Consider the following 25447-nt stretch of genomic DNA (forward strand, 5'->3'; position numbering starts at 1 on the left):
GAGCCTGGATATTATAACTACTCCAGGCTCTTTTTTGTTTTCAGCTCAATCAGAATCGATTATGCAACCATGAAATTAAAAAATCGGTGTTGACATGACTCCGCTTACAATATATAATTCTGTTTATTAAGTTAATGGATTTACCACACATATATATTGATTGACTGCGCTTTCCCTATTTTTATTTTGGAAATCGTTTAATTGCTATTAATCATGTAGATTTAATCATTTACAACAGAGGTGATGGGAATGGAAAGTATGACACTTGAAGAATTAAAAAAGAAGGCAATAGAATTAAGAGAAACAGCAGTAACTATGGTATATAAAGCTCAATCTGGTCATCCGGGAGGGTCACTTTCAGCGGCGGATTTCGTAACTGCCTTATATTTTAACGAAATGAATGTGAATCCAGAAGAACCTGAGTGGGCAGATCGTGATCGCTTTGTTTTATCGAAAGGGCATGTAGCACCGATTCAATACGCTGCTTTGGCGCATAAAGGGTTTGTGCCATTAGAAACGATCAACACATTAAGAGAATATGGTTCTCCATTCCAAGGACACCCGGATTCCAAAAAATGCCCAGGTGTAGATATTTCCACAGGGTCTCTTGGACAAGGTCTGTCTTGTGCTGTGGGAATGGCACTAGGTGGAAAGCTGGATGAAAAAGCCTATCGTGTCTTTGCGGTTGTTGGAGATGGAGAATGCCAAGAGGGACAGATTTGGGAAGCTGCACAAACAGCTGTGAAATATGAATTAGATAATCTAGTTGTATTTATTGATGATAATGGACTGCAAATTGATGGAACGACAGAAGAGGTTATGCCAAACCATGATCTGGAAAAGAAATTTCAGGCATTTGGCTTTGAAACGAAACGAATTGATGGCCATTCCATGGAAGAAATCGTTGAAACTTTGGATGAAGTAAGAGAAGCGAAAAATGGAAAGCCGAAATGTGTTGTTTGTAACACGGTGAAAGGAAAAGGTGTTTCCTATATGGAAAATGTCGTTGGCTGGCATGGAAAAGCACCAAATGAAGAACAGTACAATCTGGCAATGGAAGAATTAGCAAGGGGGTTACATGCATGACTGTAATAGATTTGAAAGCTACAGAACAAATAGCAACACGACAAGCCTTTGGTGATGAAATTGCAAAATTGGGTCGTGACAACAAAAATATTTTAGTGGTAGACGCTGATATTGGCAGTTCATGTAAAACAACAAAATTTATGAATGAGTTTCCAAAGCAGCATATTAATGTTGGAATTGCAGAGCAAAATGCAGCGGGATTAGCTGCAGGGCTTGCAACAACTGGTAAAATTCCGTTCGTAAGCACGTACGCAGTATTTGGTTCTTTACGTATGGCAGAACAGATTCGCCAAGAAATTTGCTACCCGAATTTGAACGTTAAAATTGCTTGCTCCCATGGTGGACTAACACCTGCCAATGATGGTGGGAGTCACCAAGCAATCGAGGATATGGGAGTGCTTCGTACATTGCCGAATATGACAGTGATTATGGGCGCAGACTATCATTCAACTAGAAAACTAGTAAAACAAGCAGCTGAGGTATACGGTCCAGTTTACCTTCGTTTTACGAGAGATACGGTTCCTGTGATTTATGATGAAAATGAGGAATTTGAAATTGGAAAAGCCAAACACTTAAAAGATGGTAAGGATGTTGCGTTAATTGCAAATGGAGATACGGTTCATTTAGCTTTACAATCGGCAGAGATATTGGAAGACAAAGGTATTTCAGTTAAGTTGCTGGATATGCATACGATTAAGCCGATTGATCGGGAAGCTGTTTTAGAATGTATTGAAATCGGTAAGATTGTGACAGTGGAAGACCACAATATTATTAATGGTTTAGGCAGTGCAGTTAGTGAAATAGTAGCCGAGCAAGGAAAAGGGGTAGTAAGAAGAATTGGTGTTCAGGACCAATTTGGAGAATCTGCTCCTTACGAAAAACTGTTAGAGTTAAACGGAATAACTGTAGAAAATATTGTAAATATGGCTGAAGAGATACTTTAGTAAAACAGTTATAAATAATAGAAAGAATACAGGATAAGTAAAGAAGAAAAAAACCAGATGCAGCGGTAAAGAATGTGGTGAGCTTTAATTCACTAAGGTAGCTGGCAAAAAGTTTAGCTATCTTAGTGAAAAGTGTATTAAGATAAAAAAGAATCCTGCAGCTTCTAGTAGGGGTATATGAAGATATTATGTATGAAATCGTTTAATCTAAATTCACCCTTTAAAGAATCACTTAAATTTTTACTACTCACGATCGATATTGCAGGGGGATAGGAGGGGAAGAATTGAATAAGCTTCGAAATATAGTAGTTTCGTTGATTGTTGCATTGTCTATTGGATTAGTAGTAGTTTTCTTTACAACAGGTAATGTGCTTTCTAAAGATGTTACGACAATCCGGTTTGGCCATGATGCTGCGGAAACGAACGAAAGACATATAGCTGTGCAGCATTTTAAGGAATTAGTGGAAGAAAAATCAAATGGGGAAATGGAAGTAATTATATTTCCAAGTGATCAACTAGGGTCAGAATCTGAAAAGGTGGAAAGTGTTACATTAAACGATTTACAAATGGTCACAGCTAGTGCATTCAGTCAATATGATCAAAGAATTGGAGTATTTGAACTGCCATATCTATTTGAATCCTATGAAAAAGCGTGGGAGGTCTTAGATGGGGAAATTGGAAAAGAGCTGGCAGAACCTTTCTTGGAAGATAACCTGAGAATTCTCACCTATTTTGAAAACGGTTTCCGTCATATTACTGCAAATAAGCCTATTGAGAATCTGGAAGATTTAAGAGGGCTTAAAATTAGAACTCCTGAGTTTCCGATATCGTTAAGCACTTTTTCAGCTTTAGGTGCAAACCCGACTCCTATGGCTTTTGGAGAATTATATATGGGGCTTCAGCAAGGAACGGTTGATGCACAGGAAAATCCGGTTGCCAATACGTATGCAAGTAAATTTAATGAAGTTCAGAATCACTTAATTATGTCAGGCCATCAATACATTCCAATGCCTGTTGCAATCAGTGAAGAATTTTGGCAGTCACTTACAGCAGAAGAGCAAAAAATTGTTGAAGAGAGCGCTTTAGAGACAGCAGAATTTCATAGAGATTTAGTAACAAATAAGGAAGAACAAATAATTGAGGAATTAGAGGAATCTGGTATGACCGTAATTTATCCGGATACGAAATTATTTGAAGAAAATGTAGATATTGTTTATGAGAATTTCAAAAAGAAATTTGGAGAGGAATTTGTAGATCGTGTGATTGAGGCGGCTGAGTAATTGGATTAAATCAGGGGGGGAAGTTATGAAGGTAGTAAGGTGGTTAGACGAGCATTTTGAAGAATACATCCTTGTATTTTTGAGTGCGTTTACAGTTGTGATTATTTTCATGCAGGTTGTTATGAGATATGTATTTGATAACTCGCTGACGTGGTCTGAAGAACTGGCAAGATATATGTTTATATGGCTGATTTATATAGGTGTAAGCTATGCGGTAAAGAAAAAGAGGCATCTAGGTGTTGATGCAATAACAATGTTGTTTCAGGAAAAGGGGAAACTGGTTATCGCGCTAATTGCTAATTTTTTATTCTTAATATTTGCAATGGTTATGACCTACTTTGGTTTGGATATTGTTTTGCGAGTTACCAGGGAATCAGCTGCATTGCAAATACCTTTAGCTTGGGTATATGCTGCTCCGGTTGTAGGAATGGCCTTAACCTCTATCCGGCTTATCCAAAATATGCTACTTGAAGTAAAGCAATTAAAAGAGTTAAAGAATAAAGATTCAAAGCAGCTGACTAATGAACAGGGGGAAACAGCATGACAGTTTTTGTTTTATTCGGCACCTTCTTTCTGTTTACTGCATTGACTGTGCCTATTGGGATAGCATTAGGAATGGCTGGTCTTATTACAGCTATTTATTCTCCTAACCTATCGATTACTTTCCTGTCTCAAGGATTAGTTACTTCTACAGACAGCTTTCCCTTAATGGCAATCCCATTCTTTATCCTTGCTGGGGAAATAATGGGGAAAGGCGGAATTTCAACACGGCTGTTTGACTTAGCTAATGTATTTGTCGGACGGTTCACAGGTGGATTTGCAATGGCTGCTGTTATCACAGCAATGTTTTTTGCAGCCATTTCAGGATCTGGGCCTGCTACAGTTGCAGCGGTTGGAGGGATTATGATTCCCGCAATGGCTGCAGAAGGATATGATAAAAAATTTGCAACAGCTCTTATTGCGGCCGCAGGATCACTGGGAATTATTTTGCCACCAAGTATACCAATGGTTTTATATGGAGTATCAGCAAATGAGTCAATTGGAGATTTATTCATTGGGGGTATTCTTCCAGGTGTTCTGATCGGGCTGTTCTTAATAGTTTGGGCATATTTTTATTCGAAAAAAATGGGCTACAAAGGAACAAATGAGAAATTCAGTGTTAAGAAATTATTCCAAGCAATCAATAAATCGAAATGGTCCTTGCTGGTCCCAATCATTATTCTAGGCGGGATTTATGGTGGAATTTTTACACCAACAGAAGCTGCAGTTGTAGCAGTGGTTTATGCTTTATTTGTCAGTGTTTTCTTACATAAGGAAATAAAGCTTAGTGACCTTCATGGAATACTAAGAAACTCTGCACTAAGTTCTGTAGCAATCATGATTATTATTGGAACTGCAAATGCATTTGGAAATATTTTATCGATGGAAAGAATACCACAGGCATTTGCAGACGTATTTTTATCTGTTTCTCAAAATAACTTCATTATATTGCTGCTTATTATTATGATGCTATTAATTATCGGCTTGTTTATTGATACATCAGCAGCAGTAATTATATTTACACCAATTCTGATTCCAGTTGCTATGGAAATCGGAATGGACCCAATACACTTTGGAATTGTAATGATTACTGCACTGGCAATTGGATTTATCACACCGCCATTAGGTGTAAACTTATTTGTTGGTTCCGGAATCTCAGGATTAAGTATACCGGTATTGGCTAGAGCATCCATTCCGTTCTTCTTTGTTCTTTTAATTGGGCTTATTGTAATAGCTGCTATACCAAAAATAACATTGCTATTCTTATAGGAATTTATGTGGCACAAAAAATATCTGAAACAAAAAATGAAATATGTAAGGAAATATCATACTCGAAAAACAACAACTAGGAGGATTTAAACATGTTTAAATTAAATAATAAAGTGGCTATCGTAACCGGGAGTGGATCTCCAAAAGGAATTGGGAGAAATATTGCCCTGAGATTAGCAAAGCAAGGTGCAGCCATTGTTGTAGCGGACTTAAATGCTGAAGGAATTCAAGACACTGTAAAAGCGTTAGAGGAATCCGGAAGCAAGGCGCTCGGGGTAGAGGTAAATGTAACGAGTAAAGAATCGGTGGATGCGATGATAGAACAGGTTCTAGCCGAATTTGGAAGAATTGATATTCTGGTTAACAATGCAGGAATCTCTCAAAAAGTAACCGTAGAGGATATGACGTTAGAAGATATGACGAAAGTGTTTAATGTAAACATGTTTGGATTATTCCTCTGTACACAAGCAGTATTAAAACCGATGAAGGAACAACAATTTGGAAGAATAGTAAGTCTATCTTCCGTATCTGCTAAAAGAGGCGGTGGCGTGTTTGGCGGAGCACACTATTCAGCATCAAAAGCAGCGGTATTAGGATTCTCAAAAAATCTAGCACGTGAGGTAGCGACTGATGGAATTACCGTTAACTGTGTAGCACCAGGCCTGGTAAACACGGAAATTTGGAAGTCACTCCCTGAAGAAGACGCAAGAAAAGTGATCGATGGTATACCTGTCGGCCGCCCTGGTGAAACCGATGAGATCGCCTCCACAATCGCATTCTTAGTTTCAGAGGAAGCTTCTTATATAACTGGGGAAGAGATTGATATTAATGGTGGCTCGCATATGGATTAAGATGCTAGATGTAAGAAAAATAAGCTTATAAATGATTCAAAACTTAAGAGCATGTGATTAATAAAAAGAAGATATAATATCCATTATTGTTTGGAGTTATATCTTTTTTTATATTAACAAGTAGATAAACGATGAATGAGAGAAAAAAAGAACTACTAAAAATACTTTTAACTGAATATCAAGAGCCACTTCTTATCGAGGAACTTGCCTTGCGCCTGGATTGTTCAGAAAAGACAGTGCGAAATGATTTAAAACCAATTGATTTGTATTTACCAGAGATTTCAAATGGTAGTATCAAGCGAAAACCAGGTGGTATAACGCTCGAAATGGATGAAACGGAACGCTTCGAAGTATTGCACTTGCTTTTATCAACATCATCTTTCCAAGGCAAGGGAGAACGAAGAAGTCAAAAGTAACGATGTCATTTTGGAAAAGTATAAAAGCTCTAAAACTATCAATTCAATTTTCGTTGTTGTTAAAGAACGATGCAAAACTCGCGAACCGATTTCTAGAAACCCCGGTGTGGGGAAATCCACACCGGGGGCTGAGGCGATATTCACCTATCCTACTTTATTATCACTCCGTCATTCCAACAAAACGTTTCGTAATCTCTTTCGGTCTTGTAATCGCTCCACCAACGACACTGGAATATGCGCCAAGTTCCATGCAACGCTTGTACATTTCTGGTGTGATTACATTTCCTTCAGCAATAACTGGTATGTTCACATTTTCCAAAACATCCTTCAAAAATTTTAAGTCATCATGGTAAAGCTTTTTACCTTTTGTTATTTCGGTGTAACCATGCAAAGTAGTGGATATACAGTCAAACCCAAGTTGCTCTGCCTGAACAGCCTCCTCGAGTGTAGCAATATCGGCCATGAGCTCAATATTACTATTCTTTTCCCGTGTATAGCTCACAAGCTCTGCAAGTTCAATATTATTTGGTCGTTCCCTGTTTGTCGCATCCATTGCAATCATTTCACAGCCGCTTTCCATTAATTCGTCTATTTCTTGATAAGTTGCAGTTATAAAAACAGAGCTACCTTCATAATCACGTTTTACAATACCTACTACTGGCAGATCGACTTCCTTTTTAATTTCGATAATATCCGCTTTAGAGTTGGCTCGAATGCCTTTTGCTCCACCTTCTAATGCTGCTAATGCCATTTTGGACATAATAAATGAACTATGTAGTGGTTCATCAGGTAATGCCTGACAGGACACTATCAAATTTCCTTTTATTTTTTCCAGCATATCTTATTCCCCCAATCAAAAATTGTTATTTTTCTTATTAAAAAAAGGATACACAGCTCCATATAATGCGGCGTCATTAAATAATTCAGCTATCTTCAGTTCCGTTTTCAGGAAATTCTCCGGTAGGAATACTTCGAGCTGATTTTGAATCTGTTTGAGAAGATAATCCCCTTGAGCTGAAACGCCACCACCTATTAGAATGCATTTTGGGTCTGATATTAAAATAATTTGTGCTAGTCCCTTTGCTACTTCTTTTGCCCAGGACACAATAATGGAAACACAGGATTCATTTCCATTTTTCGCATGTTCAAAGACGGTTTTTACTGAGAATTCGCTTCCTAATTCTTTTTCTATTCTCTTATGTAGTGCTGCTGTTGATGCGCGTTCTTCATAGTTTGTTTGTGTTTCTGGGTCATACAATAAATATCCCACTGAATTTGCCTGGCGGTTAAATCCATCCTTTAGTTGATGATCATAATGTGCACCGCCAATTCCTGTACCCAAGGTAATGCAAACAACATTATTCTGATTTCTGGCAGCACCTTTCCAAATTTCTCCGAGCAGTGCTGCATTTACATCATTCTCAACATGTACCGGCAGCTTGTATTTGTCAGTGAGTAAAGATTTGAAAGCTGTACCTTTATAGTTTTTAATGGTCGGTCCAGCGTAAATTATTTCCCCTGCTGTCCTGTCTACAATCCCTGCGGTGCTGATGCCGACTCCATCAATCTCGTATTGAACGGTTGTGTTCTCTACTATTGTTTCAATCTGTTTTAAAATGGCATGATTGATATTTAAGGGTGTTTCAATCTTCTGATGGTTATAAAGTCTATGCTGTTCATCCATCAGGGCATATTTAATGTAAGTACCCCCAATATCAATGGACAGGTAAATCCCCATATGAAGCCCCCTATACCTTTGTGTTTTGAATATGTCCTGTGAGTAATGATTTTGCTTGTTCAGCATTTCCTTTTATCATTGCTTCTACAATTTGTAAATGCTCTGATGCAGCTTTTTGATATTCGTCTATTGTCATTTCAATATATTCCGTTTCAAAAAAATAAGTTGTAATCATGTTCGTCATTTGAATAAACAGCTTATTATTGGTTGCTTCTAGAAGATGCTTATGAAAAGCAATATCCGCTTCTCTGAATTCCTCTAATGATTGGCAGTTTTTACTGTCATCCACCCTGTTTTTTAATTCAGTTAGTTCGTCCATTCGATTTTGCCGAATAATTTCATCAATGGCACTTGACTCAAAAATGATTCTTAAGCTTAATATGTCCTCGATTTGCCCATCATTAACCTGCCAAAGGAAGAAAAAGCTGTTCAGGAGATTTTCTATGTTTGATTCATTTATGAATGCGCCTTTTCCCTGTGTTGTTGTAACAACCCCAGTATTTTCGAGATAACTTAAGGCCTCTCTGACCACAGACCTGCTTACCCCGAACATCATAGTGAATGTACGCTCTGTCGGAAGTTTGTCTCCTGCCTTTAGTTGCTGATCGATTATATATTTTTTAATTTCCTGTATGACCGTTTTTTTTAGAGACTTTCTTTCTGTCACGTCGACTGGATCCATTTTCACGATTCTTCCTCCATTTTCTTAATAAAAGTAAAAATTGGTTCAAAGTGATCAGTCATTGTTTTCTGAGCATGAAGCAAATCATTATCCTTAATGGCATCAACAATTTCATTGTGCTGTTTGTACGATTCTATTAAGGATTCCTGATTCTCTGTTAAATCTATTCTTACGAGAGCAAAGTACTGATGAATAATTTCACTGAAGTCATAAAAGGTATCATTATCAGTTGCTTTAATAAGGGATTGATGGAAAATACGATCAAACTTCTTCGTATCCCCATTGGTTGTAATCGCTTGAAGATAGGACTCATTTATTTCTCTTAGCTGTAGTATATCCAATGGAACCTGCTTTTCGATAATCAGGCGCAATGCCCCAAGTTCGATGATCTTTCGAATTTCGATTAATTCCCTTATTTTTACACCGTACGTTTCATAATGATGTTTTAAAATGGAATTGATCGTTCCAAGCTTCGTGTCTGCAATGTAGATTCCGCCACCGGGCTTAATCTTTAAAATCCCCACAGCTTGAAGTGAGATTAATGCTTCTCTTACTACAGTTCGACTTACCTTCAGCTGCTCCGTAAGCTCCTTTTCCGTTAAAAATTTATCATTTGGTTTTAACTTATTTTCCAGAATAGAGTTTTTTATTCTTTCGATAACAATATTCACTAGAGAAGTCTTCTGAATTTCCACGCTGATCCCTCTTTTTTTCCTGGATAGGAAACTGTAAAATTTGAATGCTGTGGATAACTTGGTTACCTAAACAGCCATATCCAGCTCCAGCACCCAACGACTAGCGAGACTTCCCTCACCTCCGTACGATAAAGAAGACTTGCCGATTGGCTGTGCCAGAGGCTTAGTCGCACTTATACCCTGGCGGTGAAAGTCAACATCGACTCCAGGAAAAAGGATGGCCGACTAAAACCAGGCTGCGCCTAACGTCGGCATACCCCTAAAGGGGCATGTTTCCTTTATCTCCTGCGTAGGAATGTTCGACCAGTCGAACCACCCCAAACTACGGGGCGCAGTCCGTACGTCGCTAACCGGGCGCTTGCGCTTTTGTTCCTAAATCATATCATATTTTCATAGTTTTAATGAAACCCCTTACGAAAAGTGTTGACATTTTGTGAAAACCCTTTTATGATGAAATTGAAAATTGGTCTGACAATATTATAACTTTATGAATGCGTTTTAGCAATTATAAAATTTAGGAGGATTTTTCATGAAAGGTATATTTTCAGCGTTACTCGTTCCTTTTGATGATCAGGGGAGAATTAAAGAACAGGGGTTACGTGAAGTAATCAGAAATAATATCGACGTGCAGCAAGTTGATGGGTTATATGTAAACGGAAGCTCTGGAGAGAACTTCATGCTGACAACCGACCAGAAGAAGCAAATTTTTAAAATTACACATGAAGAAACGAATGGAGCAATTAAATTAATCGCACAAGTTGGCTCAATCAATCTAGATGAGGCTGTGGAACTTGGGAAGTATGCAACAGAATTGGGCTATGACAGCCTTTCAGCTGTTACGCCATTCTATTATAAATTTACGTTTGATGAGATCAAGAATTACTATGAAACAATTATTGAAGCAACAGGCAACAATATGATTATTTATGCTATTCCAGCTTTGACAGGCGTATCCATGTCATTGGAACAGTTTGATGTACTTTTCCAAAATGAAAAAGTTATCGGTGTTAAATATACAGATGGCAATTTCTTTATGTTAGAGCGTCTGCGTAAGAAATATCCAAATAAACTGATCTATTCAGGATTTGACGAAATGCTAATATATGGTGCGGTCTCCGGAGTGGACGGTGCAATTGGAAGTACCTATAATATCCATGGTAATCTTGCAAAACAAATTTTTGAAATGGTGCAGCAGGGAGAAGTTGCCAGCGCCTATGAAGTACAGCATGTCATGAACGATATCATAGAAAAAGTTCTGGAACTTGGGTTGTATCAGACATTGAAGGAAGTATTGAATGTGAAGGGTATCGATGCTGGAACAGTGAAGCGGCCAATGAGTCCATTTGATCCAGCTAAAAGGGAAGCTGTGGAAAAACTGGTGAAAGATTTTAATTTGTGATTTAAGCAGAGAGTGTACTTGTATTTTTTCTGTACAAGTGGGCAAGTAATGCGTCGAAGCATTTACTTCGCAGACAGAAAACAAGTTTAAGCTGAAATAAGCCTCACCCAGGAAGCTTGAATTTAAGAATAGATAAGAGTTTCTAAGAAAGCAAAATAGAATTACAAGAATACTTTTAACGAATGCTAGGTTTTCATAAGACCAAACAGAGACTGGGACATAACTAAAGTGTGTAATGTTAAAGACGAACGGTGCACAAACTTAGTGTAGGAAATATACGTAGACCCCTGAGGGAGGAAAGGCATAGGTGAGACACCGTAGTGCGATAGCACAAGAGGGCTCACCAGCCGCCCTAAGGTGCGCGAAGTATATTTCCGGAGCGGTTATTTGCTCCAATCATGTTCGGTTTTTATTTCATAAAAGTACTTTTGTCCCGGACTCATTAATTAATTTTTTGAATAGTAAATATTTAAGCGCATACAAAGGGGAGGAAAAATAATGGAAAAAGTGGGTCTTGGTACAGTAAACTGGATCGTATTAGTTGTTTATTTAATCGCTATGCTTGGCGTGGGTCTATACTTCACGAAAAAGGCCGGTAAGGATACGGATGCCTTCTTTAAAGCAAGTGGTAAAATTCCTGCATGGGCAGCGGGATTCAGTATTTATGCGACAACTTTGAGTGCGATTACATTTATGTCTACTCCAGAGCAGGCATTTTTAACGGACTGGTCCTATGCAGCAGGGAACCTTGCAATATTTGCGATTATACCGATATTGATTTATTTCTATATTCCTTTCTTCAGAAAACTTAATATAACAACAGCGTATGAATATCTTGAAGAAAGATTCGGACCTTCACTAAGGGTGATAGGGAGCTTATTATTTGTTTTATTTCATATTGGACGTGTAGCGATTGTTATTTATTTGCCAACATTAGCCATTACTTCCGTTTCAGAAATTAATCCGGTGCTCATTGCAGCAGCTGTTGGAGGGTTATGTATTATCTACACATTCTTAGGTGGTATGGAAGGTGTAATCTGGAGTGATGTTATTCAAGGGATTATACTACTCGGCGGTGCAATGTTTGTTGTTGTACTTGGTATTTCTGCAGTTAATGGTGGTTTCTCAACTGTATTGAATGATGCGATGTCAAATGAAAAATTTATTACAGCGCAAAACTTTCAGTTTGGTACTGCAGCTGCAGCAATCCCAATTATTTTCCTTGGTTCCATCTTCAATAATTTGCATCAGTATACAGCGAGTCAGGATGTTGTACAGCGCTACCAGACAACAAGTTCTATCAAAGATACAAATAAATCCTTGTGGACAAATGGAATTCTTGCATTAATCACAATTCCTATATTTTATGGGATGGGAACGGTGCTTTACAGCTATTACAATAATGTGGAAGCCCTTCCTGAAGGGTTTAACACCTCGGCAATCGTTCCATATTTCATTGTGACGTCATTGCCAGTAGGTGTTGCAGGTTTACTGATTGCAGCTATTTTCGCGGCTGCTCAATCTACCATTTCATCAAGTCTTAATAGTATTTCAGCTTGTATATTGGTTGACTTTAAACAACGTTTTTTCAATAATGAGAAATCCAATGATGTTGCACTTGCAAGATGGGTAGTTATCATTGCTGGTATCCTTGGATTAGCTGCTGCTTTATATCTTATTTCCACGAATCGTGCTGAAACATGGAATTTATTTTTGGCTATAACCGGATTATTCGGTGTGCCGATTGCTGGTATATTTGCACTCGGGATCTTCACGAAACGTGCAAATGCCCCGGGTGTATTAGTTGGATTATTCCTAAGTGCAATTGCTTCATACTTTATCCAGCAAACGGAGTTAACTCCATTTGCTGTAAGTATGGTATCTTTCTTTACATCATTTGGATTTGGATATATCGCAAGCTTCTTCTTTCCTAAATTCCATAAGAACACAACTGGTCTTACAATATTCAGTAAGAATGAAAAGTATGTGAAAGAAAAAATAGGAGCTTAAAATAATTATCAAGACTGGGACATAACTAAGTGTTTAATGTTAAAAACGAACAATGTACAAACTTAGCGCATGAGATTAAGATTTAACAAAGGTTGAAAGGTTAAAGAGTTTGTTGGAAGTTTGTAGCAATAGGACACTTTTTATGCGTCTCATTTTTTCGTCTAGATAGGATAAGGGTATTCACTATAGCGATGTGAGTGAAAGAAAATTAAGGATGGAGTTTTAAAAAGAAGGAAAGTTCAATTGTAACATTCTTTATCATGATAAAGTCATAGATTCATACCATTTCACCAGTCTAATCAATTGCATTCCCCCTCCTTTTCCCTTAAGCTAAAAGTAGAAATACCATGGAGAGAGGTATCAGCATGCAAAAAAAGTTAATTATTTTTGATATAGATGGAACATTGTATGATGATGAAAAGCAGCTTCCTGCTTCGACAAAGGAAGCTATTGAAACGCTGCAGGGAGATGGGCATGAAATTGCGATTGCGACAGGTCGCTCCCCATTTAACTTTAAAGACTTGCGTGAAGTGTTAAATATCAATACGTTTGTGAGTTTTAATGGGCAATATGTCGTAAGGGACGATGAAGTTGTTTTTAAAAATCCAATCCAACGCGATTTACTGGAGCAATTAACAGCCCATGCCGGACAGCAAGAACATCCGCTGGTCTATATGGACCATGAAGGCTGGTATTCAAATGTGGAAGAGCATGCTGAATTGACAGAAGCAATAGATTCGTTGAAAGTGGATAATAAAGTAGGATTTAATCCAAGCTTCTATGAAAAGAATGAAATTTACCAAGCATTGCTTTTTTGTAAAAATGATCACGAAACAGCATACAAGGCGGCAGTGGATCAGCTTGATTTTGTCCGCTGGCATCAATATTCGGTGGATGTGTTGCCGCTTGGTGGATCAAAAGCGAAGGGCATTGAAAATCTAGTAAAGCATTTAGGAGTTTCCCCTGAACATGTTTATGCATTTGGTGACGGACTGAACGATGTTGAAATGCTGACATATGTTCACAATAGCATTGCAATGGGAAATGGACATGATTTAGCAAAAAAAGCTGCCAAATTCGTAACAAAAGAAGTAGGCGAAGATGGGATTTTACATGGCTTGCAATTGGTTGGTCTGTTGAAATAGCTTAATCCAGAAATAGGGCAGTCAATTCGACTGCCCTATTTTATTTTGACTGCATTTAGAGCAATCCAACCCATTTCCAATACGTCGCACTGAACAGAAGGATGAGAAGATAGCCCACGACCGTAAGTGGGATACCGGATTTCAGTAGCTGCTTCATCGTAAAGGTTCCTGTCCCATATGCAAGCATATTCTGTGGTGCACTAACTGGTAATAGGAAGCCGAAGCTAATCACAAATTGCATGATTAATACCAGTCCTGGACCATTAAATGATGCTGGTTCCATCGAGCCGACCAGTGCGATAACGATTGGGATAAATGCAGATGCTAAGCTTGTCGCACTAGCAAACCCTAAATGGATTAAAATATTAAATAATGCAAGAACTGCAATCATTGCAACTAGAGACATATTCGTAACACCAAGTGCTTCAAATGTATTAGAGGATAGCCATGTTGCACCTTCTGTTGCTAATAGTACCGTTCCTAAAGAGATCCCCGTTGCAAAAACAATTAAAGTCCCCCATGGAACCTTGGATTGTACTTCTTTCCAAGTGAAAATTCCAATTATCGGCGTTAACATGACAGCTACTGCTATAATCGTAATGGTCGTTGAATCAAGTGGATGTAATGTACCTTCTGTTGCCCAAAAAAGTAATAACATTCCCGCAATGATAATTAGACGAAGTTCTTTACCACTGATTTTCCCGAGTTCCTGTAATTGCTTTTTGATGCTTACTCCTTCTTTAATTTCGGACATATCCGGCTTAATTAAGTTGACCATAACGAAGTAGAGGAGAACTGACATCAGAATCGCCCATGGCCCGGCATATAAGAACCATTCCCCCCATGTAACATCGATTCCAAATGCTTTTTCCATAAAACCAAGTGCGACCATGTTTTGAGCTGCTGCAGTTTTAATCCCGATATTCCAGATGGAAATCGATTGGACAGCAGTAATCATCAGCAGTGCAGCTAATTTGCTTTCTTTAGCTAGTCCAAATGCAGCAATAATACCAAGCAGAATTGGAACCAATGTACCTGCACGGGCAGTTGCACTTGGTACAAATAATGCAAGCACAAAGCTGACGATAATCGTACCGAGAACAAGTGCACCAGGCTTTGTCCCAACTTTTGACATAATGTAAAGCGCAATCCGTCTGTGTAATCCGGTAAGCTCCATCGCTGTTGCAAGGACAAGCGCTCCACCGACAAGCAATACAGCGGATGAACTAAATCCATCGACAGCCATACTGAGACCTTGTTTCGTACCATATACAATTGTCGGATCTTCCACTGTTGGAGAAGTACCAATAAGGACAGCCAACAAACTAACAATCATGACAGCACTTACAGGATACGCCACAGCTTCTGTCACCCACAGAATAACCGCGAATGCAAGTACAGCAAGCGCACGCTGGCCTGCTACCGGGAGTGTATCCGGATTTGGCAAGGCGATGATAATTATTAGAACTGCAAACGCTAGTAAAAGGGCGACTAAATTTTTCTTTTTCATAGGAAAAACCCTCCCTCTCTACCTCTATTATAAGCTTAATTTAATGGATCTAAGCGTTGTTTATGTTACAAAAAAGCGAATAAGTGATAAATTTCACAAAATGTATAATTGTTTATTAAGAAAGGATTTTTAGAATAAGAAAATAAAGTTAATTAGCAACTGCTAACTAATTACCCGTTAATATAGTAAGCAAAACAATTGAAAGACCGCACTTGCCATGTCACACCACTGCCCGAAAAAACAGCACCATCCCCGCCCGGAACAGCACCACCCCCGGCTGAAACAGCACCACCACCCAAAAAAACAGCACCACCCCCGGCTGAAACAGCACCACCACCCAAAAAAATAGCACCATCCCCGGCCGAAACAGCACCACCCCGTCCCAAAACAGCACCATCCCCGGCCGGAACAGCACCACCACCCAAAAAAACAGCACCACCCCCGGCTGAAACAGCACCACCACCCAAAAAAATAGCACCATCCCCGGCCGAAACAGCACCACCCCGTCCCAAAACAGCACCATCCCCGGCCGGAACAGCACCACCCCGTCCCAAAACAGCACCACCCCCGCCCTAAATTATCAGCACAATACTATGAAAGCACCTGTCCGCCGTTAACGTGCAATGTTTGTCCTGTTACGAATTTTGAGTCGTCTGAGGCAAGGTAGACAAAGGTTGGAGCTACTTCGAATGGCTGAGCTTGGCGATCCATTGGGTTACCGGCAAGGGGTACTTGGTCAGCGGAAAAGCTGGATGGGATGAGTGGTGTCCATATCCGTCCGGGTGCGATTGCGTTCACACGAATTCCTTTACTTACTAAGCTGTTTGCCAATGCTCGTGTAAAGCCGATGTTTGCTCCTTTTGTTGCTGTGTAATCAATGAGCTGATCATTTCCGTCGAAAGCGACAACAGAAGAGGTATTTATAATGGAGCTGCCGGCTTTTAAGTATTTAAGTGCGGCGCGTGTGGTGTAAAAATGGGAATAGATGTTTACCTTAAATGTGTCATCGAATTGTTCATCGGTAATATCGAGCAAGCTTAATTGCTGAAACTGTATCCCGACATGATTGCATAGAATATCAAGCCTGCCAAATGTATTGATTGTCTCTTCAACAATATCGATGCATTGCTGTTTGTTTCTAAGGTCACCAGGTAACAGGAGGCTGCGCCTGCCCAGTTCGTGGATTCTGTTTTTCGTACGGTTTGCATCATCATGTTCATCAAAATAGGAAATGGCTATATCTGCTCCTTCTTTTGCAAAGGCAATCGCTGCTGCAGCTCCCATTCCACTGTCACCACCGGTAATCAGGGCAACTTTTCCCTTTAACTTTCCGCTTCCTTTATAATTCGGGTTTTCAATGATTGGCCTTGGTACCATTTTGGCTTCAACACCCGGCTGCCGGTATTGACGCTGCTCAGGCACTGTAATAGCGATATCCTCATACTGCGTTATCTTTCCGTAATTGGGGTACATTGGATAGGTTCGCTCGTCTGTCATTATATTCCTCCTCCATCATACATGCTGAAATTAATTTATGTAAAATGGGCGAATGTTGTGCATCGATTACATGTACGTGCTCATGAGCTGTATGAGATGAATAAAGTAATTGGGAAGCGCAGGCAGGAGGTTATGACAATGCATGATTATTACAGCCCGGAGGTAAAGCTGTTATTAGTGACACATTCAAATGAAAAAGAAAAAATGCGGTATGATGATAATCCGAATTTGTGGCTCGTTCCGAAAATCGGGCCAAGACCGCCTTATTACTGCAACCCGAGATATGAGCAGTATTATCCGATTATTTAATTGTTAAGGCATAACCCAGCTAAATCCAGCTGGGTTATTTTAAACTATATGCATTCTTCTATTTATATAAATGCCAAGTTTTCTTTGGCAAATAAGAAAGAAAAAATTTCTTATGCTATATAAATGCAGCTTAGCTAAAGACCTGTGATCCCCAGTTTTCTTTTCTTGACCAACTACCTATCAATAAGCTACATTAGACTATTGTACAACTAGATTTAGCAGGAGATGAATTTTACGTGAAAAACATGTTTCAAAATAAATGGGCAGTCATTGGGATTGCGATTTTTTGCTCGCTGTTATGGGGGAGTGCTTTTCCTGTTTTAAAGGTAAGCTATGAAGAACTCCAGATGGCACCCGATGATACCTTTGCAAAAATTGTTTTTGCGGGATTGCGCTTTTTACTAGCGGGACTTATTGTGCTTGTTGGACTGCTTTTAACCAATCCGAAGAAGGTTCTCATTACGCGCAGGCAATTGCTTGTTATTGTAGTTCTTGGCATTGTTCAAACCTCATTGCAATATTTTTTCTTTTACAATGGATTAGCAAAAGTGTCGGGCATGCAGGGCTCTATTCTATCTGCAAGCGGAACGTTTTTTACTGTGATATTAGCGCATTTCTTTTATCGAAATGACCGAATGAATTGGAAAAAGGTTATCGGTTTAGTCGCTGGTTTTGCCGGAATTATCGTTGCGAATTGGGGACAGGAATTTGAGCTGGCATTTCAATTTACTGGGGAAGGCTATATGATATTAGCTGCATTGACAGGTGCTATCGGAACGATTATGGCAAAAGAATTAGCGGTTGGAATCCATCCATTTGCATTGACAGGCTGGCAATTGACGATAGGTGCAGTGCTTTTACTTGCCGTCGGCTATCCGCAGCTCGGTGAAAATGCAATTATCTTTAATGGTCTCGGTACGGCTTTATTTATTTATTCCGCAATTTTATCGGCCGTTGCATTTGCGCTCTGGTATTCGATTTTAAAATATAATAAGGCTGGCGAGATAAGTATTTACAAATTTGTCGTTCCTGTTTCAGGAACCGTGCTATCGGCGATGTTTATTCCTGGAGAGACATTAAATGTATTTATTCTTTTCGCGATTATGCTAGTGGCGGCAGGAATTATTGTGATTAATTGGAAAGGACGAACTTCTTGATTCATGACTTCGGATTTAGTTTTGGGGTATCCGAGCAGGAAGTTATTTTGCGTTAAAATAGCAATCCTTGGTGAGTTAGACCGAATTGAAAGATCTCAAGGATATCTAGGGAGTGAAATGTGACGTATAGTAGACTTTTCAGTGAATAGCTATGATAAAGATAAAGACGTCTATATCCCGCCAATAACCCGAGATATGGAATCAGCATTTTTTAGCAGAGAAATAGGCTTATGATATTCAACAATCCCGCCCGTTTCTTGAGTAAAACAGGTAACAGATGCGATGAAAATGATAAAAACCGCTATTCTCCCATTCCTTTTAAAGCGATGGGAGAATAGCGGTTTTTAAAAACTCTGGTTATTTTCTGATTTCGATTGCCGAAGCCTTATTGTTCCAATCCGAAGCCATATTAGCTGTTTTACCATACCAATCGGAATGTCTAAATGAGACACCTTTGCCTTTTCCTTGATTTGAAGTATGCTCCCACAGAATTGTCATATAGCTATTAGATGGAGAAGCTGTACTTAAAGAGGAAATTCTGTCATTCCAGCTGGAAGGCAAGTCTTTAAACCCAGATCTCCAATAAATATACTGTCCACCTTTATTTTTATACTCATAGAAATCAGTACAACAAGGACCGCTGGCCATGATATCGACTTCGTTTTCAAGTCTCTGTTTATCTTTTTCAATAAATGCTTGGAAAGTTTCCTCGCTCGTAAATCCATGCGCCAACCAATCTCCCTTTTGATTCTGTTCAGGCAGAACCAGGGTTATTTTTATTTCTTCGTTGGATTTGACATTTACATTGGTCAGCGAATTTACATCTTTTTCATCGACAGTTATATAGTCGAACGATTTAATCGTATTATCTTTTTCTGCTGCATGTGTCGCTGGTACCATTACCATCAAAACAAAAAGAGAACATATTACGGAAAGACAAATTTTTTTTAATTGCAAAACTTTCCACTCCTTAATATTTTAATTTGGATACTATGGCCATAAAAAGTGAATCGATGTTGATAGCCTTCGCGAAAATCTTGACAGAATAGCCTATATTGACTTGTAGACAATGGCTAAATCCCATTTCATATAAACTTCTGAGGAAAGAAACGTGTTGAGGAGGATACATTTTGGATTTTAGTCTGTGGCGAAAATGCAAAAACATTGAAAAGGATGAAAAAAGTAACAGCTATTTCTTATAGTTCCTTGAGGGATAAATGCCTTTAATCTCCTTCCCTCCCTAAAATTATTTTTAACAACTAAGAGTATACATTATAAAAAAGTGGAAAGGGAAGGTGGAAATTACCTATTTATTTTATCAGGCTTATGTATGGTTATTGATCTTTCCATAATGATTTAACCTTTATTTAGCCAATTTTCATGATTAGATTCTTTCTTATTTCTGATACAATAAATGAAATCGTTCGTAATTATATGCTCATCTATCCCAATTTAAAAATTTATAATGAAATAGATGCAAAAGATGCAATACATTTGGGCTATTCCAGAAGAGCAGTTTCAGAAAACATGTAACCATTATTGTAGATAATCCAATTAAATATAGTGGTGGGAATAAGGTAATAATACTTAAAGTATTGTTGGAGAAGACGGGATGATTCCGTATACCTCTAAATAAAAGGTAATTTCATCTAAGGAGTTTTTCAGTATGATACATAAAAAGCACTCAACAGGAGCATTGATTACCGGTTTAGTCACGCTTTTCGGATTTAGTATAATGGTGACTTTTGTAGTAGTCAATCAAGATATTACTAACTTTGATCGTACAGTGATTGCCTTTATTCAAGGGTTCGAAACATCAACACTAACGTCCATCATGAAGTTTTTCACATTTATTGGCTCTTTTTCCGCCATGCTTGTCATTGTTCTGCTGACTTCTTTGTTTCTATATGTTGTAATGAAACACCGAGCAGAAATCATTTTACTTTGGTCGGTTGTTATTAGTACGCCAATCCTAAATTGGATTTTAAAACAAATCTTTCATCGAGCACGTCCTGAGCTTCATCGTTTAATTGATATTGGTGGCTATAGTTTTCCTAGTGGTCATGCCATGAGTGCCTTTGCATTTTATGGCATTCTGGCTTTCCTCTTATGGCGTCATATTCCAAATCGCACTGGACGTACCATTTTAATCCTATTCAGCAGCCTATTTATTGTTTTGATTGGAATAAGTAGAGTCTATCTTGGTGTACATTATCCGAGTGATATTATTGGCGGATACTTCGCTAGTGGATTTTGGCTAACAATTGCAGTCGGACTTTTTCAGAAATATAAAGATAAACACTTTGAAAAAAATCAGACGACTGGAAGAGAGGGATTGTAGATAATTAATTGTAAAAAAGGTCGTCCCAAATTCTTGTAGGTGTCCTTTTTCGAACGATTATTTGATTATCCCATTTGCAACCGATTTTTGAGTTCTTTTTTGCCGTGTAGAAAGTAGTAAAGGACAGATAATAAAAAAGAAAGTAAACAGTAGTTTTATTGATATAAATTTAGAAGAACTAAAGGTAAATGAAGTAATATTAGTTGTAATTACTGATTTAACTACATCCCATTGTATATCAACAACTACAAGATGAGTGGTAATTTAGGTTTCAATACATATCGGAAAGTCCATGATATATTACAGGTATTCTCACGGTATTCACAGTTTCTTCTATTAGGAAGATTTATATGTTTAAGCATTGTGTACGTAAAAAGTGACAATTCACCTTAAGTGATTCAGCCTTTTCCAAATATGCTAGATATCTCTAATACTACGGCTTCGGCTGACATCTGATAGTTCAGCGAGCCTCTCATACTCGGTTATGCAATGTGTTGCGCATTTCTATTAGACCTCACAGTGGAAGCACACATTTCCCCTCCATATCCCATGGTCAGATTCAGGCTCGCACCAGCCCCCACTTGTCTTAGACTAACCACTAATATAGAGAATGGTGCATGCCTGTTTTACCAGAAAAACAATAGTTTAGAAATAGCATCTAGACGATCGTTTTTCCTTTGAGTTAGGAGAACGGATAAACTCACCTCTACCTTCCCAATTTCTTATGAAGTATTATGTTTTGGTCTTACTTATTTATATGTCAATTATTATTTTTCATTTTTAATACATTATTTTCAGTCCGATTAAATAACAGTAAATACTCTGTAAATAGTCAATATTTCAGGAAAGGCTTGTATATATTAGTTTTAGATATAGCGAAAGGAGTTGAAACACAAGACATTTAAGTAAACTAACACTAATGAAATCTTTAGGAGGAGTAAAAATGAATTTTAAAAAACGAATGGCGGTATCAGTTCTTTTATTAACGCCTTTCTTTGCTACAGCATGTAGTAATGGACAAGAAGAACCTGCTAATGGAGAAATGGAAATGGAAGATCCAGCATCAGAAGAGTTTGAAGATCCATCAGGCGGTGAGGGAGAAGATCCAGCATCAGGATTTGAAGATCCATCAGGCGGTGAGGGAGAAGACCCAGCATCAGGATTTGAAGATCCATCAAGTGGAGAGGGAGAAGATCCAGCATCAGGATTTGAAGATCCATCAAGTGGAGAGGGGGAAGACCCAGCATCAGGATTTGAAGATCCATCAAGTGGAGAGGGAGAAGACCCAGCATCAGGATTTGAAGATCCATCAAGTGGAGAGGGAGAAGACCCAGCATCAGGAGAGTAAGATAAATCTTTACAATAAAGAAGTATAGAAAAAAATATTGCTTATCTATTTTTCAAAGAATATTATGAATCACAAAATAAAAATGTACAATGAATGGAGCATCAAAACCAAATATAATTTGATGCTCTTTTTTTGTTTTTATTCCAAAGCCTCGCAAATTATAAATTGCGGATTGTTATTAATAAACAGTAACAATGTTAAATCTAGAAGGATTAACGCCATGTGTTAGTGGGAGGGCAGTACGGTTGTTATTGTATAGTATCAAAAGAAGGAGCTATCCAATATACAATATAGAAGAACAACAGAATCTGAAATTTCTACTTTTGAAGGTGACAATACCTGCATAACAATCATGCAGTTGATATAGTAGATAGAATATATGTGGGTTATATGATGGTTAATTTTTCTTGAGAAGGCCTGATACAAATTTTATTCCATGTATGTTTAAAAATACATAAAGAGTGGAAAGTATATTAGTGTTAGATTTTTATGTAAAATGATTTTACAGGAGAAGGCAATCTAAGAAGTTATTTTCCAAGTGCAATGTATTTGCACTTTTCTCTTTCGTAAAAATATACCGTACGGGGGAAGAGGATAATGACCAGGGAAAGGTTGTGCAATTTTTATTGTGCTGAAATGGTGGCGAATAGAAAAATGAATTGGACCTAGTAATGCTTAGCGCCTAAAAAATAATTTAGTTGGCAATTATAAAATGGAGGGAAAAAATGATGAATAAGAAATTAATGATAGGAATTGTGGCTTTACTGATGGCTGTTGTATTAGCAGCTTGTGGCGGGAATGAGGAAACTGCCCCTGATAGTAATACGGATACTGAGAATGGCTCAAGCGAAAGCACGGAAATGAATGAAAAATCTAACTCCGAAGAAGAAAATGATTCTAAAAAATCAGATCATGCAGGTATGGATCATTCAAGTTCAGGTGAAGTTCCTGAGGATTTAGCGAACGCAGAGGATCCAACATATCCTGTGGGAAGTGAAGCTGTGATGAGTGCGGATCACATGAAAGGCATGGATGGAGCTGTTGCAACCATTGAAGGCGCTTATGACACAACAGTTTATGCTGTAACCTATACACCTACAACTGGTGGAGAAGAAGTGGAAAATCATAAATGGGTTATCCATGAAGAAATTGAAAATCCAGAAGAACAGCCATATGAGCAACGAGATGAAGTTGTGTTAAATGCAGATCATATGGAAGGAATGAAAGGAGCTACGGCTACCATTGATTCGGCAGAAGAAAACAATGTCTACATGGTAAGCTATACAGATTCGGAGACTGGAGAAAAAGTTGAAAATCATAAATGGGTAACGGAAAACGAACTATCACCAGTTGAATAATATAATTAGTAAACAAAATCCCTCATTTAATAAAGTGAGGGTTTTTTTTGATAAAGGTTTTAAAAAATGGATTCTTGCAGTGGTTAACGTCTTAGCTGCGATTGTATTATAAACTTATTCCATTAACTGGTGAAAAAGTTAGACAAGGCGTTCCAAAAAATTTAAATAGAATAAGCAATTAAACCATCTTTTTCAATTATACTAAAAAAATAGTCGAGAAATGTAAAACGATTATTAAAGGAATTTCGTTCCCTCTTGTAGAAATGATTAGTATAAGGACGTTGTCTCGGGAGCACTAATCGAATATACAAGGAAGGTGAACGATATGCTCAAGAAAAATTTTCTTTCAAAAACTTTATTAAGATGGATGCCAACTAATGAACAAAGTGTGTATGAAAAAAAGCTTACTGTTGTTATGAAACGTTTAAAGGTTCAAAATTACAAGTTTAATTGGGATCGTACGAGTTGCTTTGTTGAATTTAGTTACAGTGGGAATCTTTACAGACTAGAACACTCTATTGAAAAGGCAAAGAAAAATGGATTTTTTTTACACAATGGATTGGATTGTTTGATGGAGTTAACCCAGTCATTGGAAGATCTATGCGGTATCATTGATAGAGGTATGTATGACTTCGAAACATGGATATCTGGCATGAAACAGTCACCTTCAGAAGAAATGATGCCTGAATTCCAAGAAGAAGAATTTGAAATAAGATATAAGACATTGGAAAGACACCTTCTTGCGGAATATAACACAGAGGAACTGAAGGAACTTTTCCCATTTGGAACGGAACGACCACTAAAAGAATATAAACCAAATCAGATTAATCAACGATCACAAAATAAAAAAGCTAGATTTGAAGAAATAGTAAGCAAGATATAGGAAATAAACACTTTCTATACGGGAACATCGAGAATATGATGTGGAAAGCATTTGACGTGGCCTTTACAATATATGGTACATTAATTATAATGAGCAACGTAAATTAATTGCGTTGTCTAACTTAAAATAGGAAAAGTTAAAAGTCGATTAAAATGTCGGCTTTTTTTGTTTCATAACGCATGTGTTATATCATATTTTTTAAATGCAAATTTGGTTGGTATAAAATGAAAGCAGCAATTTCCCTGTTATCTAAACTGTTTATCTTATTTAACCCTAAATTCTAATTGAATTCTAATATTACGTTCACTTGTTTTTAATCTCAGCCGGCTATATTAAACATGTACCAAAAATAAAGTTGAATTTAGGAGGAGATAGGTAATGAAAAACAAAATGTTAATCGGTGTATTGTCAACAGCAGCAATTTTAGGTGGAGCAGTAACAGTAGGAGCTCAAACAGATGACAGCGTACAAACGATTCAAGACAACAATTTTGTTTCTAAACAACAAGCAATAGAAACTGCTGAAGAGACCGTAAATGGAACAGTTATAGAAGTTGAATTAGATGAAGATGATAACCAATATGTTTATGAATTAGAACTGAACACGAATCAAGGAGAAGCAGAAGTAAAAGTTGATGCTGTTACGGGAAAAGTATTAGATAAAGAATATGATCATGATAATGACGAAGATGATCGTTATGATGACAAAGAACAAATTCTTCAAGACGACAATTTTATTTCTAAACAACAAGCAATAGAAATTGCAGAAAAAGCTGTAAAAGGAACAGTAACAGAAGTTGAATTAGATGAAGATGATAATCAATATGTTTATGAATTAGAACTAGACACGAATCAAGGAGAGGCAGAAGTCGAAGTTGATGGTGCTACAGGAAAAGTATTAGATAAAGAATATGACGATGATAACGATGATAACGATGATAACGATGATGACGATTTAGATGACTAATTTAAATTAGGTAACTTGGATGA

General features: G+C 37.8%; 25 protein-coding genes and 1 pseudogene. 18 read left to right on the forward strand and 8 right to left on the reverse strand.

The window, feature by feature from the left end; genetic code table 11:
- Window positions 1-249: 249 nt before the first annotated feature.
- The 7 genes from NSQ77_RS14355 (at window position 250) to NSQ77_RS14385 (ending at window position 6386) form a co-directional block, all read left to right on the forward strand.
- A complete protein-coding gene (locus tag NSQ77_RS14355; protein WP_339226721.1) occupies window positions 250-1086 on the forward strand; it encodes a transketolase in 837 nt (278 codons plus the stop codon).
- Window positions 1083-2030 carry a transketolase C-terminal domain-containing protein gene (locus NSQ77_RS14360; protein ID WP_339226722.1) on the forward strand — a complete coding sequence of 316 codons (948 nt, stop codon included), beginning with the start codon at window positions 1083-1085 and terminating at the stop codon, window positions 2028-2030. Before NSQ77_RS14355 ends, NSQ77_RS14360 begins: the two co-directional genes overlap by 4 nt.
- A 284-nt stretch (window positions 2031-2314) precedes the next feature.
- Entirely contained in the window at window positions 2315-3310 is a 996-nt protein-coding gene (locus NSQ77_RS14365) for a TRAP transporter substrate-binding protein (RefSeq protein ID WP_339226723.1), read from the forward strand.
- A gap of 25 nt (window positions 3311-3335) precedes the next feature.
- Window positions 3336-3854 carry a TRAP transporter small permease gene (locus NSQ77_RS14370; protein WP_339226724.1) on the forward strand — a complete coding sequence of 173 codons (519 nt, stop codon included), beginning with the start codon at window positions 3336-3338 and terminating at the stop codon, window positions 3852-3854.
- Window positions 3851-5119 carry a TRAP transporter large permease gene (locus NSQ77_RS14375; protein WP_339226725.1) on the forward strand — a complete coding sequence of 423 codons (1269 nt, stop codon included), beginning with the start codon at window positions 3851-3853 and terminating at the stop codon, window positions 5117-5119. The genes NSQ77_RS14370 and NSQ77_RS14375 overlap by 4 nt, the downstream gene beginning before the upstream one ends.
- 92 nt (window positions 5120-5211) lie before the next feature.
- Window positions 5212-5970, forward strand: coding sequence for an SDR family NAD(P)-dependent oxidoreductase (locus NSQ77_RS14380; protein ID WP_339226726.1), 759 nt, complete (start codon window positions 5212-5214; stop codon window positions 5968-5970).
- Between the two features lie 131 nt (window positions 5971-6101).
- Complete coding sequence (locus NSQ77_RS14385) at window positions 6102-6386, forward strand: HTH domain-containing protein (RefSeq protein ID WP_339226727.1); 285 nt, start codon at window positions 6102-6104, stop codon at window positions 6384-6386.
- Window positions 6387-6546: 160 nt separating this feature from the next.
- On the opposite strand, the gene NSQ77_RS14390 is transcribed toward NSQ77_RS14385, so the two are convergent.
- Genes NSQ77_RS14390 through NSQ77_RS14405 form a run of 4 tightly spaced genes read right to left on the reverse strand, consistent with a single transcriptional unit; the run spans window position 6547 to window position 9501 of the window.
- Window positions 6547-7224, reverse strand: a complete 678-nt coding sequence (locus NSQ77_RS14390) for an N-acetylmannosamine-6-phosphate 2-epimerase (protein ID WP_339226728.1) — start codon at window positions 7222-7224, stop codon at window positions 6547-6549.
- A gap of 15 nt (window positions 7225-7239) precedes the next feature.
- Window positions 7240-8124, reverse strand: a complete 885-nt coding sequence (locus tag NSQ77_RS14395) for an ROK family protein (RefSeq protein ID WP_339226729.1) — start codon at window positions 8122-8124, stop codon at window positions 7240-7242.
- Between the two features lie 10 nt (window positions 8125-8134).
- Complete coding sequence (locus tag NSQ77_RS14400) at window positions 8135-8806, reverse strand: FadR/GntR family transcriptional regulator (protein ID WP_339231020.1); 672 nt, start codon at window positions 8804-8806, stop codon at window positions 8135-8137.
- Window positions 8807-8808: 2 nt separating this feature from the next.
- A complete protein-coding gene (locus tag NSQ77_RS14405) occupies window positions 8809-9501 on the reverse strand; it encodes a FadR/GntR family transcriptional regulator (RefSeq protein ID WP_339226730.1) in 693 nt (230 codons plus the stop codon).
- 529 nt (window positions 9502-10030) lie between these two features.
- Between NSQ77_RS14405 and NSQ77_RS14410 the strand changes: the two genes are divergently transcribed.
- The 3 genes from NSQ77_RS14410 (at window position 10031) to NSQ77_RS14420 (ending at window position 14055) form a co-directional block, all read left to right on the forward strand.
- Window positions 10031-10900, forward strand: coding sequence for an N-acetylneuraminate lyase (locus tag NSQ77_RS14410; RefSeq protein WP_339226731.1), 870 nt, complete (start codon window positions 10031-10033; stop codon window positions 10898-10900).
- Window positions 10901-11398: 498 nt separating this feature from the next.
- Entirely contained in the window at window positions 11399-12910 is a 1512-nt protein-coding gene (locus tag NSQ77_RS14415) for a sodium:solute symporter (protein WP_339226732.1), read from the forward strand.
- A gap of 365 nt (window positions 12911-13275) precedes the next feature.
- Complete coding sequence (locus tag NSQ77_RS14420) at window positions 13276-14055, forward strand: Cof-type HAD-IIB family hydrolase (protein ID WP_339226733.1); 780 nt, start codon at window positions 13276-13278, stop codon at window positions 14053-14055.
- A gap of 55 nt (window positions 14056-14110) precedes the next feature.
- Here NSQ77_RS14420 and NSQ77_RS14425 read toward each other — a convergent pair whose 3' ends face one another.
- The 3 genes from NSQ77_RS14425 to NSQ77_RS14435 all read right to left on the reverse strand — a co-directional run bounded on the left by NSQ77_RS14425 (window position 14111) and on the right by NSQ77_RS14435 (window position 17062).
- A complete protein-coding gene (locus NSQ77_RS14425; RefSeq protein ID WP_339226734.1) occupies window positions 14111-15565 on the reverse strand; it encodes a DASS family sodium-coupled anion symporter in 1455 nt (484 codons plus the stop codon).
- 170 nt (window positions 15566-15735) lie between these two features.
- Window positions 15736-16119: a hypothetical protein gene (locus NSQ77_RS14430; RefSeq protein ID WP_339226735.1), complete on the reverse strand. Its 384-nt coding sequence runs from the start codon at window positions 16117-16119 to the stop codon at window positions 15736-15738.
- Between the two features lie 37 nt (window positions 16120-16156).
- The gene (locus tag NSQ77_RS14435; RefSeq protein ID WP_339226736.1) at window positions 16157-17062 is read right to left on the reverse strand and encodes an SDR family oxidoreductase; all 906 of its coding nucleotides are present in this window, start codon (window positions 17060-17062) and stop codon (window positions 16157-16159) included.
- Window positions 17063-17119: 57 nt separating this feature from the next.
- Here NSQ77_RS14435 and NSQ77_RS14440 point away from each other — a divergent pair, with 57 nt between their 5' ends.
- Together NSQ77_RS14440 and NSQ77_RS14445 are read left to right on the forward strand one after the other, a co-directional pair.
- Window positions 17120-17371, forward strand: a complete 252-nt coding sequence (locus tag NSQ77_RS14440; protein ID WP_339231128.1) for a hypothetical protein — start codon at window positions 17120-17122, stop codon at window positions 17369-17371.
- Between the two features lie 245 nt (window positions 17372-17616).
- Entirely contained in the window at window positions 17617-18528 is a 912-nt protein-coding gene (locus tag NSQ77_RS14445) for a DMT family transporter (protein WP_339231022.1), read from the forward strand.
- Between the two features lie 357 nt (window positions 18529-18885).
- Here NSQ77_RS14445 and NSQ77_RS14450 read toward each other — a convergent pair whose 3' ends face one another.
- The gene (locus NSQ77_RS14450) at window positions 18886-19434 is read right to left on the reverse strand and encodes a hypothetical protein (protein ID WP_339231023.1); all 549 of its coding nucleotides are present in this window, start codon (window positions 19432-19434) and stop codon (window positions 18886-18888) included.
- Window positions 19435-20194: 760 nt separating this feature from the next.
- On the opposite strand from NSQ77_RS14450, the gene NSQ77_RS14455 reads away from it, so the two are divergent.
- From NSQ77_RS14455 to NSQ77_RS14480, 6 genes and pseudogenes are all read left to right on the forward strand, one after another.
- On the forward strand, window positions 20195-20869 hold the full coding sequence (locus NSQ77_RS14455) for a phosphatase PAP2 family protein (RefSeq protein ID WP_339226737.1): 675 nt from the start codon (window positions 20195-20197) through the stop codon (window positions 20867-20869).
- 127 nt (window positions 20870-20996) lie between these two features.
- Window positions 20997-21151, forward strand: a pseudogene (locus tag NSQ77_RS14460) (cysteine hydrolase); the annotation flags it as partial.
- 661 nt (window positions 21152-21812) lie between these two features.
- A complete protein-coding gene (locus tag NSQ77_RS14465) occupies window positions 21813-22217 on the forward strand; it encodes a hypothetical protein (protein WP_339226738.1) in 405 nt (134 codons plus the stop codon).
- 725 nt (window positions 22218-22942) lie between these two features.
- Window positions 22943-23575, forward strand: coding sequence for a YdhK family protein (locus tag NSQ77_RS14470; RefSeq protein WP_339226739.1), 633 nt, complete (start codon window positions 22943-22945; stop codon window positions 23573-23575).
- A 325-nt stretch (window positions 23576-23900) separates the two neighbouring features.
- Window positions 23901-24458, forward strand: a complete 558-nt coding sequence (locus NSQ77_RS14475) for a hypothetical protein (RefSeq protein ID WP_339226740.1) — start codon at window positions 23901-23903, stop codon at window positions 24456-24458.
- A 378-nt stretch (window positions 24459-24836) separates the two neighbouring features.
- Window positions 24837-25424: a PepSY domain-containing protein gene (locus tag NSQ77_RS14480; protein ID WP_339226741.1), complete on the forward strand. Its 588-nt coding sequence runs from the start codon at window positions 24837-24839 to the stop codon at window positions 25422-25424.
- Window positions 25425-25447 lie beyond the last annotated feature (23 nt).

It is taken from the genome of Oceanobacillus sp. FSL K6-2867, assembly GCF_037963145.1.
Taxonomy (GTDB): Bacteria; Bacillota; Bacilli; order Bacillales; family Amphibacillaceae; genus Oceanobacillus.